12 protein-coding genes are annotated in these 14,867 nt (G+C 71.5%); 3 read left to right on the top strand and 9 right to left on the bottom strand.

The genetic code is table 11. The features are described from left to right. Window positions 1–60: 60 nt before the first annotated feature. From ACWDUZ_RS33830 to betA, 5 genes are all read right to left on the bottom strand, one after another. On the bottom strand, window positions 61–1,026 hold the full coding sequence (locus ACWDUZ_RS33830) for an ABC transporter substrate-binding protein (RefSeq protein ID WP_451635640.1): 966 nt from the start codon (window positions 1,024–1,026) through the stop codon (window positions 61–63). 13 nt (window positions 1,027–1,039) lie between these two features. Then, window positions 1,040–3,013: an ABC transporter permease gene (locus tag ACWDUZ_RS33825; RefSeq protein ID WP_451635639.1), complete on the bottom strand. Its 1,974-nt coding sequence runs from the start codon at window positions 3,011–3,013 to the stop codon at window positions 1,040–1,042. Next, window positions 3,013–4,101 (bottom strand): quaternary amine ABC transporter ATP-binding protein, encoded by a 1,089-nt coding sequence (locus ACWDUZ_RS33820; RefSeq protein ID WP_451635638.1) that lies wholly within the window; start codon window positions 4,099–4,101, stop codon window positions 3,013–3,015. Before ACWDUZ_RS33820 ends, ACWDUZ_RS33825 begins: the two co-directional genes overlap by 1 nt. Window positions 4,102–4,121: 20 nt before the next feature. Further along, window positions 4,122–5,591 carry an aldehyde dehydrogenase family protein gene (locus ACWDUZ_RS33815; protein ID WP_451635637.1) on the bottom strand — a complete coding sequence of 490 codons (1,470 nt, stop codon included), beginning with the start codon at window positions 5,589–5,591 and terminating at the stop codon, window positions 4,122–4,124. Between the two features lie 160 nt (window positions 5,592–5,751). Then, complete coding sequence (betA, locus tag ACWDUZ_RS33810; RefSeq protein WP_451635636.1) at window positions 5,752–7,422, bottom strand: choline dehydrogenase; 1,671 nt, start codon at window positions 7,420–7,422, stop codon at window positions 5,752–5,754. 200 nt (window positions 7,423–7,622) lie between these two features. On the opposite strand from betA, the gene ACWDUZ_RS33805 reads away from it, so the two are divergent. Further along, the gene (locus ACWDUZ_RS33805) at window positions 7,623–8,369 is read left to right on the top strand and encodes an IclR family transcriptional regulator (RefSeq protein ID WP_451635635.1); all 747 of its coding nucleotides are present in this window, start codon (window positions 7,623–7,625) and stop codon (window positions 8,367–8,369) included. A 126-nt stretch (window positions 8,370–8,495) separates the two neighbouring features. Here ACWDUZ_RS33805 and ACWDUZ_RS33800 read toward each other — a convergent pair whose 3' ends face one another. The 4 genes from ACWDUZ_RS33800 to ACWDUZ_RS33785 form a co-directional block, all read right to left on the bottom strand. Next, on the bottom strand, window positions 8,496–9,659 hold the full coding sequence (locus ACWDUZ_RS33800) for an NAD(P)/FAD-dependent oxidoreductase (RefSeq protein WP_451635634.1): 1,164 nt from the start codon (window positions 9,657–9,659) through the stop codon (window positions 8,496–8,498). Then, on the bottom strand, window positions 9,656–10,018 hold the full coding sequence (locus tag ACWDUZ_RS33795) for a bifunctional 3-phenylpropionate/cinnamic acid dioxygenase ferredoxin subunit (RefSeq protein WP_451635633.1): 363 nt from the start codon (window positions 10,016–10,018) through the stop codon (window positions 9,656–9,658). Before ACWDUZ_RS33795 ends, ACWDUZ_RS33800 begins: the two co-directional genes overlap by 4 nt. A gap of 627 nt (window positions 10,019–10,645) precedes the next feature. Next, window positions 10,646–12,733, bottom strand: coding sequence for a SpoIIE family protein phosphatase (locus ACWDUZ_RS33790; RefSeq protein ID WP_451635632.1), 2,088 nt, complete (start codon window positions 12,731–12,733; stop codon window positions 10,646–10,648). Window positions 12,734–12,873: 140 nt separating this feature from the next. Then, the gene (locus tag ACWDUZ_RS33785; protein WP_451635631.1) at window positions 12,874–13,284 is read right to left on the bottom strand and encodes a hypothetical protein; all 411 of its coding nucleotides are present in this window, start codon (window positions 13,282–13,284) and stop codon (window positions 12,874–12,876) included. Window positions 13,285–13,573: 289 nt separating this feature from the next. Here ACWDUZ_RS33785 and ACWDUZ_RS33780 point away from each other — a divergent pair, with 289 nt between their 5' ends. Next, on the top strand, window positions 13,574–13,882 hold the full coding sequence (locus ACWDUZ_RS33780; protein ID WP_451635630.1) for a hypothetical protein: 309 nt from the start codon (window positions 13,574–13,576) through the stop codon (window positions 13,880–13,882). A gap of 15 nt (window positions 13,883–13,897) precedes the next feature. After that, a complete protein-coding gene (locus tag ACWDUZ_RS33775; RefSeq protein ID WP_451635629.1) occupies window positions 13,898–14,842 on the top strand; it encodes a hypothetical protein in 945 nt (314 codons plus the stop codon). The last annotated feature ends 25 nt before the right edge of the window (window positions 14,843–14,867 follow it).

Here is a 14,867-nt window from a genome sequence, read left to right as displayed (position 1 = left end):
GGGCGGTGCGCGCTTCTGCGCACCGCCCGCCGGGCGTCGCCGGCCGGTCCCGGAGGCGGGTCAGGCCAGCCAGGCCTCCACCTTGTCGCGGTTGGCCTCGACCCATTTCTTCGCGGCCGCCTCGGGCGACATCTTGTCCTGCGCGATGTACTTGGCCACGGTGTTCTGGTCGTCGTTCGTCCAGTGGAAGTTCTTCACCAGCTTGTAGGCGGGGCTGCCGGACCGGGCGAACTTCGAGCTGACGATCTTGTCCAGGTCGTACACGGGATAGTCACAGGCGATCTTCGCCGCGTCGGCGTCGCATCCGGTCGTGTACGTGGGCAGGTCGACCTTGACCAGCGGGACCTCGGACAGGAACCACTGCGGCTCGTAGAAATAGCCGATCACCCACCGCTTGTTCTTCTCGGCCGTCCGGTAGGCCTGGATGAGCGCGGTCTCGCTGCCCGCGTACACCACCTTGAAGTCCAGCTTCAGATTCTTCACCAGCGCCGCGTCGTTGGTGACGAAGGACGGGTCGCCGTCCAGCAGTTGGCCCTTGCCGCCCGACTCCGAGGTCTTGAAGCGGGAGGCGTACTTGTTGAGGTTCTTCCAGTCGGTGATGTCCGGATGGGCCTTGGCCAGCCACGGCGGCACGTACCAGCCGATGACGCCCTTGTTGCCGGTGGAGCCGGCCTCCACGGCGGTCTTCTGCTCGGTGATGTACTTCTTCTTCAGGTCGTCGTGGCCCCAGTTCTCCAGGATCGCGTCCACCTCGCCGGTCCCGAAGCCCTGCCAGGCGATCTCCTCCTTCAGGTCCTTCTTGTCCACCGTGCACCCGAGGTCGTGCTGCGCGACGTACGCGACGACCGCCGCGTCCGCCTCGTAGCCGACCCAGGGGTTGACGGCCAGCTTGAAGGTGCCGCAGGCGCCGCCCGAGTTCTTGGAGCCCGCGGAGGAACTGTCACCGACCTTCGCACCTCCGCACGCCGTGAGGGTGAGGCCGAGGACGGCCAGGCCGGCCGCGCCGGCTCGCCAGTGTCTTGCCATGGTGTCCTGCTCCTTACGCGCCGGCGCGTCGCGCCGCCGCCTGAGTGATCCGGTCGAACATGACTCCGAGCAGGACGATGGCCAGTCCCGCCGCCAGCCCCTTGCCGTACAGCTCTCCCTGCGAGAATCCGGCCACGACGTCGTAGCCGAGGGCGCCGGCCCCCACCAGGCCGCCCACCACCACCATCGACAGCACGTAGATCAGGCCCTGGTTGGTCGCGAGGGTCAGCGCCCGACGTGACATCGGCAGTTGCACCTTGGTGATGATCTGCCAGGTGGTGCACCCGGCGGAGGCGGCCGCCTCGACGGTGGTCTCGGGCACGGCCCGCACCCCGTCCGCGATGATCTTCACGGCCACCGGCGCCGCGTAGACGACGGCGGCCACGATGGCCGTGAAGCGCGTCGCCCCGAACAGCGCCAGGAACGGCACGAGGTAGACGAACGGCGGCATCACCTGCGCCGCGTCCAGGGTGGGCCGCAGCACCCGGTCCACCGGCACGCTGCGTCCCATCCACACGCCGAAGACGACGCCGAGCACCATCACCAGCACCGTCGCCACGGCGGTCGAGGCCAGCGTCGTCATGCTGTCCGACCACACGCCCGTGCCCACCAGCAGACCCACGCAGACCGCCGCGGTGAGGGCGGCGAACCGGCCGCCGAGCACCGCGCCGAGCGTCACCAGGGCCGCGCCGACCAACCACCACGGGGAGTCGGTGAGCAGCGACTGGAAGGGGTTGAGCAGGCCGTTGGTGATGATGTCGCGGACGGTGTTCGTGATGCCGGACAGATGGTCCTGTGCCCATGCGGTCGCGGTGTCCGCCGCGCTCGCGACGGATCTTCCGGTCCCTCCGTCACCGGGGAACTCGGCCGCCCACACGTAGGTGTGCGACACGTACACCAGGATCGCGGTGCTCACGGCGCCCACAGCCAGCAGGGGACGGCGCCGGGCGAGGAAGCGGCTGCCGGAGCGGCGGGCCGCCTCCTCGCGTTCGCCGGCCGCGGTCGTCACCCGGTCCAGGACGATCGCCATGACGACGATGGCGAGGCCCGCGTTGAAGGCCGTGCCCACGTCGAGCGACTGCAGGGCCTGGACGACGGTCTTGCCGAGCCCGGGGGCGTCGATCAGGGCCGCGATGGTCACCATCGCCAGGGCGGCCATGATGGTCTGGTTGACGCCCATCACGACCGTCCGCCGGGACATCGGCAGCAGCACCTTCAGCAGCGTCTGCCGCCGGGTCGCGCCGAGCGAGTCCGCCGCCTCGACCGTGCTCCGCGGTACGGAGCGGATGGCGTGCGCGGTGATGCGGATCGCCGGCGGCGCCGCGTAGATCAGGGTGGCGATCGTGGCGGAGGCCGGGCCGATGAGGAAGAACAGGGTCAGCGGGGCCAGGTAGACGAAGGTCGGCATCGTCTGCATGAAGTCCAGCAGCGGCGTCAGGATCCGTTCGCACCGGTCGGACAGCCCCATCCACACGCCCAGCGGCAGCGCGAACAGCAGCGCCACGAGGACCGCGGAGACGGTCAGGGACAGGGTGTCCATGCTCTCCTGCCACAGCCCCTGCAGCCCGAAGAAGGTGAACCCGGCGACGGCCAGCAGCGCGACCCGCCAGTTGGCCACGGCCCACGAGACATAGCCCGCGAGGCCGACCACGCCGAGCCAGCCGATCCGCGGCACGGGGCGGGCACCCGTGGGCTGGGAGATCAGGTGCTGCACGAAGGTCACCAGGTGGTCGATGACCAGGCGGATCTCGTTGAAGAAGTACAGGAAGAGCGGGTTGGAGTTCCGGTTCGCTCCGATCGTGTCGTTGACGTCGTTGAACCAGCGGTGCAGTCCGGTGAGGTCCGCGGCTGCCAGGGCAAGCGTCTGCCGGCCGCGGAACACCGCGAACAGCACCAGCCAGACGACCAGGATCGCGGCCACCACCGTGCGACGACCGGCTCTGCGCGCGCCGGCCGGGGGTGCGGACTTGTCCAGGGCGACAGCCATCAGGCGCCGCCCTCCCGCCCCGCCACCACCGCGAGGATCTCCTCGTCGCCGACGATGCCGAGCAGCTTGCCGTGCTCGACGACTCTGACCGGCCGGTCGGCGGCCAGCACCGCCCGGGTGGCCTCGCGCACCACCACGTCCGGGCCCAGTTCAGGGCCGTCCAGGGCGTCGTCCGGCCCGGCGGGCCGCATGATCCAGCGCAGGGTGAGCACATCGCCGCGCGGTACGTCCTTGACGAAGTCGCGGACGTAGTCGTCGGCGGGCGCGCCGACCAGTTCGTCGCCCCGGCCGCACTGGACCGTCCTGCCGTCGCGCATGATCAGGATGCGGTCGCCCAGCTTGAGCGCCTCGGAGAGGTCGTGGGTGATGAACACCATCGTCTTGCCGACCTCGTGGTGCAGCCGGATGACCTCGTTCTGCATGTCGCGGCGGATGAGCGGGTCCAGCGCGGAGAACGGCTCGTCGAAGAAGAGCACGTCCGGATCGCCGGCCAGGGCGCGGGCCAGGCCGACGCGCTGCTGCATGCCGCCGGACAGCTGGTCGGGGTAGGCGTTCTCGTAGCCGGCCAGGCCGACGAGTTCGACGACCTCCTGGGCCCGTGCGGTGCGTTCGGCCCTGCCCGTGCCGCGGATCTCCAGGCCGAAGGCCACGTTGTCCACCACGCGGCGGTGCGGCAGCAGCCCGAAGTGCTGGAAGACCATGGAGAACTTGCGCCGCCGCAGTTCACGCAGGCGCCGTTCGTCGGCGCCGCGGATGTCCTCACCCTCGAAGACGATTTCACCCGAGGTGGGTTCGATCAGCCGGGTCAGGCAGCGCACCAGGGTGGACTTGCCGGAGCCCGACAGGCCCATGACCACGAAGACCTCGCCCGGCGAGACGTCGAAGCCGACGTCGCGTACGGCGGCGGTGCAGCCGGTGCGCTCCATGAGCTCGCGGCGGGAGAGCCCGCACAGTTCGGCGGAGTCCGGCACCCGATCGGCCTTCGGCCCGAACACCTTCCACAGCCGGCGCACGGAGACGACCGGAGTGGCGTCCGGGTCGTGGGGTCTGCCGCGCCGCTGCGGCGCCTCGGTCTGTGTGGGGGTCACGTTCGACCTCTTTTCGGCGTTCAGCCGCTGAACCAGCGCTGCGGCCGTGGTTGGATGTTCTGCCAGATGTGCTTGGGCTCCCGGTACTCGTCCAGGCCGGTGGGCCCCAGCTCCCGGCCCACGCCCGAACGCCCGAAACCACCCCATTCGGCTTGCGGCACATAGGGGTGGTAGTCGTTGATCCAGACCGTTCCGTGGCGCAACCGCCGGGCCACTCGCTGGGCCTTTCCGGCGTCCTGCGTCCATACGGCTCCGGCGAGTCCGAACTCGGTGTCGTTGGCGATGCGTACGGCGTCGTCCTCGTTTCGGAAGCGTTCCACGGTGAGCACCGGGCCGAAGGACTCCTCGTGCACGACCCGCATGTCCTGCCGGCACTCGTCGAGCACGGTGGGCGGGTAGTAGTACCCGGCGGCGAGGGCGGCGTCGGCCGGACGTTCGCCGCCGCAGCGCAGTACGGCCCCCTCGGCCAGGCCCGCCGCGACGTACGCCTCGACCTTCTCCCGGTGCGCGGCGGAGATCAGCGGTCCGGTCTGCGCCGCGGGGTCGAAGGGGCCGCCGAGGCGGATCCGCCGGGCGCGGCGGACCACCTCGTCGACGAAGGGGTCGTGCAGGCGGTCCTCGACGATCAGCCGGGCACCGGCCGAGCACACCTGTCCGGAGTGCAGGAAGACGGCCGTGAGGGCGAAGTCGACGGCCGTGTCGAAGTCGGCGTCGGCGAAGACCACGTTGGGGTTCTTGCCGCCGAGCTCCAGCGCGACCTTCTTCACCGTCGCGGCCGCCGCCGCCATGACGCGCCTGCCGGTTTCCAGACCTCCGGTGAAGGAAATCATGTCCACGGCGGGGCTGTCGCACAGTGGTGCGCCCGCCTCGAGGCCGGTGCCCAGCACCAGGTTCGCCGCGCCGGCGGGGAGCCCGGCCTCCTGAAGCGCCTTCATGAGCAGGATGGATGTGGAGGGGGTGAGTTCGCTGGGCTTGAGGACGACCGTGTTGCCCGCGAGGAGTGCGGGCGCGACCTTCCAGGAGGCTTGTAACAGCGGGTAGTTCCAGGGGGTGATCAGCCCGCACACCCCGATCGGCTCGTACACGACGCGGCTGACGGCGTCCTCGCGTCCGGTGTCGACGACCCGGCCGGCGTCGATGCCGCCGATGCCGCCGTAGTGGCGGAGGCAGGAGACGACGTCGGCGATGTCGTACTCGCTCTCGACGAGGCGCTTGCCGGTGTCCACCGATTCGGCGCGGGCGAACTCCTTGGCGTCGCGCTCGATGATGTCGGCGGTGCGCAGAAGCAGTCGGCCGCGCTCCCGCTCGGGGGCGCGCGGCCAGGGTCCCTCGTCGAAGGCGCGGCGGGCGGCGGCGATCGCCGCTTCGGTGTCGGGGCGTGTCCCTTCCGACACCGTCGCGGCGAGGGTGCCGTCGGCGGGACAGCGGATCTCCCGGAAGCCTCCGGACACCGGCTCCCGCCATGTCCCGTCCACGTACAGGTCTGCCACAGACCAAGCCCTTCAGCCGCTTTGCGTTGCGCATCGTGCATCTGATTGCTTGTGGTGGAACACCCTTGCGAACTCGCCCTCCCACGTCAAGGGTTCGGGTCATGATGCCGCACACGGCCGGGCCCGGGACATGGGTGTGGCCCGATCCGAACGACAGGCCCTAGCCCGTCTGCGTCCCGGCATCGCGGTGCCGGTAGTACGCCACCTTCGCCGGCTCCGACGGCCGCCTGCCGAGGATCAGGTCGGCGGCCTTCTCCGCGACCATCATCACGGGTGCGTAGATGTTGCCGTTGGTGACGTACGGCATCACGGAGGCGTCCACCACGCGCAGTCCGTCCAGTCCGTGCACGCGCATGCTCGCCGGGTCGACGACGGACATGTCGTCGGTGCCCATCTTGCAGGTGCAGGAGGGGTGCAGGGCGGTCTCGCCCTCCTTGGCGACCCAGGCGAGGATCTCCTCGTCGCTCCGCACGGACGGGCCGGGCGAGATCTCCCCACCGTTGTAGGGGGCGAGCGCGGGCTGGTCGAGGAGCCGGCGGGCGACCCGGACGGCCTCGACCCATTCGCGGCGGTCCTGTTCGGTGGAGAGGTAGTTGAAGCGCAGTACGGGCTTGACCCGGGGGTCACTGCTCCTGATCTTCACCGATCCGACGGCGTCGGAGTACATGGGTCCCACGTGCACCTGGTAGCCGTGGCCGCCGGCCGGCGAGGATCCGTCGTAGCGGACCGCGACCGGCAGGAAGTGGAACATCAGATTGGGGTAGTCCACGTCCTCGTTGCTGCGGGCGAAGCCGCCCGCCTCGAAGTGGTTGGTGGCGGCGGGACCGGTGCGGAAGAGCCATTGCAGCCCGATGAACGGGGCACGCCACTTCGCCAGGTAGGGCTGCATGGAGACCGGCTGCTTGCAGGCGTACTGGACGTAGACCTCCAGATGGTCCTGGAGGTTCTCGCCGACGCCGGGGAGGTTGTGGACGACGTCGATGCCGAGGGCGCGCAGTGCGTCGGCGTCACCGACGCCGGAGAGCTGGAGCAGCTGCGGGGAGTTGATCGCGCCGCCGCAGAGGATGACCTCCGCGGCACGGACCTGCCGGGGCGCGCCCCTGCCGCGCCGGTACTCGACGCCGACGGCCCGCTTGCCCTCGAAGAGCACCCGGGTGACGAACGCTCGGGTGCGGACCGTGAGGTTCGGCCGCCTCATCGCGGGCTTGAGGTAGGCCTTGGCGGCCGACAGGCGCCGCCCGCGGTGGACGTTGCGGTCGAAGGGGGCGAAGCCCTCCTGGCGGTAGCCGTTGACGTCGTCGGTGCGGACGTGGCCGGCCTGCTGGACGGCCTCCAGGAAGGCGGTGAAGAGCGGGTTGGTCGCCGGACCGCGTTCGAGGACGAGCGGGCCGTCGTGGCCGCGGAACTCGTCGTCCGGGTCGGCCGCCAGACAGTTCTCCATCCGGCGGAAGTACGGCAGGCAGTGCGCGTAGTCCCAGGTCTCCATCCCCGGGTCGGCGGCCCAGCGCTCGTAGTCCATGGGGTTGCCGCGCTGGAAGATCATGCCGTTGATGCTGCTGGAGCCGCCCAGCACCTTGCCGCGCGCGTGGTAGATGCGGCGGCCGTCCATGTGGGGCTCCGGCTCGGACTCGTACCGCCAGTCGTAGAACCGGTTGCCGATCGGGTGGGTCAGCGCCGCGGGCATGTGGATGAAGACGTCCCACGGGTAGTCGGACCGGCCGGCCTCCAGGACCAGCACCCGGTTCGCCGGATCCGCCGAGAGCCTGTTCGCCAGTGCGCTGCCGGCCGATCCGCCGCCGACGATCACGAAGTCGTAGTGCAGGGTAGCCATGGTGCCCCGTCTCGCTCGCGCCGTAGATACGCGGGGCATGCTAGTGGGGTAGCGCTATGTGCACCAGGTTGCGTTCAACGCAACCTGTGAGGCCGCGCTTCCGCTGCGTCCCTTGCGACGGTGTTGTTTACTAAGCGTATAGTTTCGCTATGGGCAACCACAGCACAGAGTCTGAAACGTCGACCTCACAGACCGGCGGAGTGCAGTCGGTCGACCGCGCCATCAGCGTGCTGGAGATCCTGGCCCAGCGTGGCGAGGCGGGCGTCAGTGAGGTGGCCGGCGAGATCGACGTCCACAAGTCGACCGCGTTCCGCCTGCTCGGCGCCCTGGAGGCGCGGGGCCTGGTGGAGCAGACCGTCGAGCGGGGCAAGTACCGGCTCGGGTTCGGCATCGTGCGTCTGGCCGGCGCGGTCACGGGGCGCATCGACATCACCCAGCAGGGCCGTCCGGTCTGCGAGCGCCTCGCCGAGGAGATCGGTGAGACGGTCAACATCGCGGTGCTCCAGGAGCACTTTGCGATCAACCTGTACCAGGTGCGCGGACCGGCGGCCGTCACCGCGCACAACTGGGTCGGCCAGCTCACCCCGCTGCACGCCACCTCCAGCGGCAAGATCCTGCTGGCCCACCTGCCGGCGAAGGAGCGCGCCGCGCTGCTGGCCGAGGCGGGCCTGAAGAAGGTCACCCCGCACACCATCACCGCCAAGACCAGGCTGGAGAAGAACCTCGCCGAGGCCCGGGAGCGCGGCTACGCCTGGACCACGGAGGAGTTCGAGCTCGGTCTGCACGCCATCGCCGCGCCGATCCGCGACCGGGACGGCGAGGTCGTCGCGGCGCTCAGTGCCTCCGGGCCGTCCTACCGCTTCACCGAGGAGCGCCTGCACAAGCTCGCTCCGGTGCTGGTCAAGGGCGCTGACGAGATCAGCCACCGGATGGGCTACCTGGGCTGACCGCCGAGCCACGACCGGCGGACCACGACCGGCGGGCGCCCGGGCGCCGCGCCCAGCACCCGGCCGCAGGGCGGTGCCACCAGGTCCTGGACATCACGTGCCACCGTGTCGCGCACGGAGACGGTGTCAGGATGCCGTGTTCCACAGGTGTTTGCGCCAGCGGGTGAACAGCCTCGGCCGGTTCATGCCGAGTACGGCGACCGGATGACCGTCGCGCCGGTAGACGGCGAGGAAACTGCGCTCGTCCGTGGTGCCTTCCACGACCGTCACGGTGTCGGCGCCGGCCGCGTGTCCGGCGAACTGGATCTTCACGCCGTACTGGTCCGACCAGAAGTACGGCGGCCGGGGCACACCGGGACGCGCCGCCCCCGGCGACAGCAGCGCGGCCACGGCCGTGGCGGGCCGCTCCAGCGCACCCGTCCAGTGTTCGACGCGGTGGTGGCCGCCCGCACGGGGGTCGTACCAGGCGGCGCAGTCACCGACCGCCACCACCCCGTCCACACCGGTGCGGCCGTCGGCGCCGCAGGTGACCCCGTTGTCGAGGGCGATGCCGGATCCCCGGAGCCACTCGACGTCCGGGCGGGCACCCACTCCGACGACGACGATGTCCGCGGGGATGCCGCGACCGTCCTCCAACAGCACGGTCTCGACCCGGCGTTCGCCGCCGAGCCCCTTGACGCCCGCCCCGCACAGCAGTCGTACGCCGTGATCGGCGTGGAGGGCGGAGACGATGCCGCCCATGGCCGGCCCGAGCGGTCCGGCGAGCGGTGCCGGGGCCGCCTCGACGACCGTCACGTCGAGCCCGAGGCCGTGTGCGGTGGAGGCGACCTCGGCGCCGATGAACCCGCCGCCGATGACGACCAGCCGTCCGCCCAGGGCCAGGGCGTCCCGCAGACCCCGGGCGTCGTCCAGCGTGCGCAACACGTGCACCCCGGCCAGGCCGTCGGTGCCGGGCAGGGTGCGCGCGGCGGCGCCGGTGGCGATGACGACGCCGTCCGCCCGGACGCGGCGGCCGTCGGCGAGCCGGATCGCCCGGTCGGCTCGGTCCAGTCCGGCGGCACGGGCGCCCAGCAGCCACTCCGCCCCCAGATCCTCGCCGTCCGTCTCCAGCGCGAGATCCGCCTCGCCGAGGGCGCCGGCCAGAAACTCCTTGGACAGCGGCGGCCGGTCATAGGGGCGATGGAGTTCGTCGCCGATGACGACCAGCCTTCCGTCGTAGCCCTGTGACCGCAGTGAGCGGGCCGCCGACAGTCCCGCCAGCGAGGCCCCCACCACGGCCACCGTCCTCACGCGCGGCCTCCGGCGAGCCGGTCGGCGACGCAGGGCGGCAGGTTGGGGGCGTCCGTCGACAGCCGCACGTAGATCATGCCGTCCTCCACGACGACCTCGTGGGTGCGGACCGGGAGCCTGGCCGGCGGGGCGTCGACGGCTCCGGTCCTCAGGTCGAACGTCGAGGCGTGGAGCGGACATTCGACCTGGCAGCCCTCCAGCCAGCCGTCCGCGAGCGAGGCGTCCGAGTGGGTGCAGGTGTCGTCGACGGCGAGGACCTCGCCGTCGTCGGTGTGGAACACCGAGACCGGCGGAACGATGTCGAGCCGGAAGGCCTCTCCTCGCGGGAGATCCGTGAGACGGCACGCGGGAATCATCATGACACCTCGGTTGTGATGGCTCGTGCGCCTGTGGGCGGCGCCTTCAGCCGCCCTTCGGCTCCGTTGACGGTGCGTATAGCGGAACTTATTGCGTTTGACGCAACGTCAGTCTGAGCTCGGCCAGAACCCTTGTCAAGGCGTTCACAAGACCCCTCGACCCGCCGATTCCCGTTGCGCCCCACAGGACTTGCGCCGCGCTGGGAAACGTGTGCGAAGAGCGCGGATGCACACCCGTCTCGCGGCCCGTGGGACCGGAAGGGGGCGTGCGTCCAGGGTGGGGGCGTCGGCCAGAAGCCCCGGTCGAGCCACTCTCGAACGCGTGGGGCCGGTCCGCATGCCAGCGCCGCCGTCGGCACGAACGGTCCCGAGGTGACCGGACGATGCGGACGGCACTCACAGCACCGCCACCGAACGCAAGCCGTCGCCGCCGGGCATCCGCTGGAACGCCTTCTCCTCCAGGCCGACGGGTCCGCCCCGAGCGACGACGGCGCGAACCTGGTGCGTCATGACCCCTCCTCGACGGTACGGATCCGCGTCGGCGGTCGCCCGTCACGACGACATGATGTTGCTCATAGCGGTACGTATCTCATGTTCCGCAACACAGCATCATCGAGTGCCGACGGGCGCTCAAGGTGCCGGAGCGATCGGCCCGGCCTGCGCGATGAGGAGGGCGACGTCGTCGTGGTCCTCGGGCTCACGGAGGCTGTCCAGGAGCCACTGGCAGGTGTCCTTCAGCGGACGCGGCTCGCCCTCGAGGACCCGCAGCAGGGTGTTCAGGCGTTCGTCGATCGGGTGGTGCCGGGACTCCACCAGGCCGTCCGTGTACAGGACGAGCCGGTCGCCGGGGTGGAAGTCGAAGGCGGACGTGCGGAAGGGGACGCCGCCGACGCCGAGGGGTGCGCCGGTGGGCAGATCGAGGAGTTCGGGGCGCTGCCCCGGGCGTATCAGGACGGGCGGCAGATGTCCGGCGTTGGCGATCCGGCAACGGCCCTGGTGAGGGTCGTGGGCGGCGTAGAGGCAGGTGGCGATGTAGTGCTCCAGCCCTCTGGTGATCTTGTCCAGGTGCTGGAGGACCGCGTCGGGGGCCAGGTCGAGGTCGGCGTAGGCGCAGGTCGCGGTGCGCAGCCGGCCCATGGCCGCGGCGGCGTCGATACCGTTGCCCATCACGTCGCCCACGACCAGGGCGGTCTTGTCCCCGTCGAGCGGCACGACGTCGTACCAGTCGCCCCCGATCTCGCAGGATGCCTGGGCGGGCTGGTAGTGGGAGGCGACGTCCAGACCGACGAGCGGGGGATGGCGGCCCGGAAGCAGACTGCGCTGAAGGGTCTCCGCGGAGTTGCGCACGCTCTGGTGCCAGCGGGCGTTGTCGATGGCCACCGCGGCACGGGCGGCGAGCTCCCCCGCGAGGATCGCGTCGTCCTCGTCGAAGGGCAGCGGGTTGTCGATGCGCAGCAGGTCGAACGCGCCGAGCACCTCGTTGTGGGCGATCAGCGGCACGGCGAGATAGGAGTGCACGCCCGCCCGGGCGAAGGCCCTCGCCGCGTCCGGGTCGCGGGCGATGCGCTGCAGTTCCTCCTCGCCGGTGTGGGCCACGATGACCGGCTGACCGGTGTGCACGCACCGGGTGATGAGACGGTCCGGGCCGTAGGCGGCCAGGTCGCCGACCTTGTCCGCGGCCGCGGTGGCCTCGGTGGGGCGGTCGGAGACCACGGCGAGCGCGCGGAACAGCTCCGGTCCCTCGTGCGCGCCTGCGGTGCGGCGGAAGGCCAGGACAGCGTCGAGGACGTCGACCGCCGCCACGTCGGCCAGTACGGGCACGGCCACCTTCGCCAGTTCATGGGCGGTCTGCTCCACCTCCAGGGTGGTGCCGACCCGGGCGGCGGCGTCGGCGATCAGCGCCAGCCTGCGCCGTGCCCGGTCCGCCTCGGTCGCGGCCCGGTGACGTTCGGTGACGTCGATCACCGAGTTCGCCACGCCGATCACCTGTCCGCCCGACCCCTCGAGCCGGTAGTAGGAGACCGACCAGGCGTGGTCGTGGTCCGGGTCGGCCGGCGTACGGCCGACGATGTACTGGTCGATCAGCGGGGTGCCGGTGACCAGCACCTGACGCAGTGCCGACTCGATGGTGTCGATGCCTGTCAGGGGGTGGACGTCGCGCGGGCGGCGGCCGATGTGGTCGGCGGCGGGGATGCCGTTGATGCGTTCCAGCGCGGGGTTGACCAGGATGTAGCGCAACTCGGTGTCCAGGAGCGAGACACCGATGGGCGACTGGGACACCAGCCGCTCCGACAGCGCCAGTTCGGTCTCGACCCGCTCCAGCATGGCCCGGTCCGCGGCGATGCCCAGGGCGTAGACGTCTCCGTGGTCGTCCAGCAACCGCATGTTGCGGAACTCCACCAGGCGGCTGCTGCCGTCCTTGTGCCGGACGGGGAACGCGCCGGCCCAGCTGGCCCCGGTGCCCATCACCTCGGCGAACAGCTTGATCACCAGGTCACGGTGTTCGTCATGGACCAGGAGGCGGGCCGCGTACTGGCCCAGCGCCTCCTCGGCGGTGTAGCCGAACACGTCGTCGGCCTGCGGGCTCCAGAAGACGATCCGGCCCTGGTCGTCCAGCACCACCGCGGACACGCTGAGCAGATCGAGCAGCCCTCCCGGCGGCGAGGCTCCCGCCCGATGGGCCTCCTCGTCGCCCCGGAACGATTCCTGTGAGGTCATCCTCAAGCTCCCTCCGCGACAGCAGCCGATGGCTGCGACTGCTGAGAGGCCGCCCCTCCATGCTCTCCCGAATCGGCCGTCGCACGAACCGGAGGGGGCCGCACGCAACGCGGGCGAGAGGTGTGCAGCGGGACTCGGTCTCACATCCGGCCCAGCACCACGAGCACCGCCAGGAGCACGGTGGCTCCGGCGCCCATGCCGTGGGCGACGACGGCCGTGAGCGGAAAGTGCCGTTCGGCGGCGACCGCGCCGTGGGAGTGCCGTCCGGGGCTGGGCATCCAGCGCAGCAGCATCATGAAGCCGAACGCGGCCACGAGCAGGACGACCGCGCAGGCCGCCCACCCCGAGCCCTGGAGCCCTCCCACGAGATAGACCGTCCAGGCGGCCAGTCCGGCCACGGCGAGCGCGACATGCCCCACGACGAGCCACAACGGCAGCCGCGTCACCCCGGGCGTGCGCTGCCGCAGGCCGCCGTGCCGGATCCACACCGTGGCGAGATAGCCGCCCACGCTCGCGGTCAGCAGCCACACCCACAGAACGAAGACACGCATGCCCCCCGCTCCCCCTCGGTCGGTGTCCCGTCGCGCCCCGTTCCCCCGGGGGGCGTGCGCACGCCTCCTGGCGTCCGTTCCCCAGGACACCGCACCGACCGGGATCGGACCGGACATCCATTCACCGATTCACCCGTAGGCGTGAACAACGGCCCGAAACCGCGCGGTGCCAGAGCGCGGGCGTTCCGCTGACACGGCGCGAGTGGCAGCGGTGGTGCTCCCGGCCCATGGTGGTCAGGCGGCGTCCGGACGCCGGACCGGACGTATACGCCGGACGGGAGGCCACCCCATGACGTCGGTACGCAGGCTCGCCACGACAACCGGTGTTGCCCTGGTCCTCACCCTGACCGCCGCGGCCACCTCGGCCACAGCCGCCGCCGCGCCCGCCACCCGTGCGACCACTGCCGAGGACTGCGACAGGGCCATGGCGGCGGCCGGGCAGGCCGCGCGCGACTACGACCAGCTCAAGAAGGAACTCCAGGATCTCGTCACCGCGGGGGGCCACCCGGACGCCTCCCAGCGCCAGGCGCTGGCGGACGCCGACGTCGCGCGCAGTACCGCCGTCGCACGGGCGGAACGCGTCTGCGACAGCGTGTGACCGGCGAGCGGCATCATGCGCCACAAGGGTGGGCGGCGGGACGGACCGCAGGACGTGGAGGCGGTCCTCGACGAGCTCCACACCACGCCGCCGGCCGACTTCGTCGCCCGCCGCGAGGAGTGGGCCGCCGCCCTCAAGGCGGACGGCCGGGCCGAGGACGCCCGCCGGGTCCACGACGCACGCCGTCCCACCCTGGCGGCCTGGGCCGCGAACCTGCTGCTGCGGTCCCGGCCGGCGGAGAGCCGGCAGTTCCTCGAGCTCGGGCAGGCGCTGCGCGAGGCCTACCGCACCCTGGACGCCGCAGGACTCAAGGAGCTGTCCGCACAGCGCCGCCAGGTCGTCTCCGGCCTGTCCCGGCAGGCCGCACAGCTCGCCCAGGACAGCGGTCACCAACTGTCCGACGCCGTGCGGCAGGACGTCGAATCCACCCTGCTCGCGGTGGTCAGCGATGCCGCGGCGGCCGAGCAGTGGGCCGGCGGCCGTCTGCACAGCGCGCTGACCCCGCCGTCGGTGTTCCCCGCCGACGGGGCGGAGGCGGCAGCGGCCGCCCCGAAGCGGCCCCGGTCGGCGCCCGGACCGGCGCGGACGGCGGCTTCCCCCGGGCGGACGACGCCGAAGGACGAACTCGCCGCACGGCGCCGTGAGCGGCAGGCCCGGCTCGCGGCTGCCCGGAAGGCGGCCGAGGAGGCGGAACGGCGCCTTGCCGCCCTGCGGGCCGAGCAGGCTGACGCCGACGCGGCGGTACGGCGGGCGCGGGAGCGCCGCGATCGGTCCGGGCAGCGGGTGTCCGCCGCCGAGGAGCGGCTGCACCGGGCCCGCGAGGACCTCAGCCGGGCCGAGCAGGACCAGCGGGACGCCGAGGAGCGGCACGAGCAGATCTCCGAGGCCCTCGCCCACGCCGGGGACGAGGCCCGGAAGGCCGCGAAGGAAGTGGACCGTCTGGCGGCACGCGTCAGGTAGCCGGTGGGCGGCGCACCACCGGCCG

Source organism: Streptomyces sp. NPDC003393, from assembly GCF_053589015.1.
Note: the sequence above shows the minus strand (reverse complement) of the source record. Positions and strands in the feature narration are given on the sequence as shown.

Excerpts from the sequence above, each read along its gene's own strand:
- ACWDUZ_RS33780 (WP_451635630.1), top strand. The coding sequence starts at position 13,574 with ATGACGTCGGTACGCAGGCTCGCCACGACAACCGGTGTTGCCCTGGTC.
- betA (WP_451635636.1), bottom strand. The coding sequence starts at position 7,422 with ATGGCTACCCTGCACTACGACTTCGTGATCGTCGGCGGCGGATCGGCC.
- ACWDUZ_RS33795 (WP_451635633.1), bottom strand. The coding sequence starts at position 10,018 with ATGATGATTCCCGCGTGCCGTCTCACGGATCTCCCGCGAGGAGAGGCC.
- ACWDUZ_RS33785 (WP_451635631.1), bottom strand. The coding sequence starts at position 13,284 with ATGCGTGTCTTCGTTCTGTGGGTGTGGCTGCTGACCGCGAGCGTGGGC.
- ACWDUZ_RS33790 (WP_451635632.1), bottom strand. The coding sequence starts at position 12,733 with ATGACCTCACAGGAATCGTTCCGGGGCGACGAGGAGGCCCATCGGGCG.
- ACWDUZ_RS33830 (WP_451635640.1), bottom strand. The coding sequence starts at position 1,026 with ATGGCAAGACACTGGCGAGCCGGCGCGGCCGGCCTGGCCGTCCTCGGC.
- ACWDUZ_RS33775 (WP_451635629.1), top strand. The coding sequence starts at position 13,898 with ATGCGCCACAAGGGTGGGCGGCGGGACGGACCGCAGGACGTGGAGGCG.
- ACWDUZ_RS33825 (WP_451635639.1), bottom strand. The coding sequence starts at position 3,013 with ATGGCTGTCGCCCTGGACAAGTCCGCACCCCCGGCCGGCGCGCGCAGA.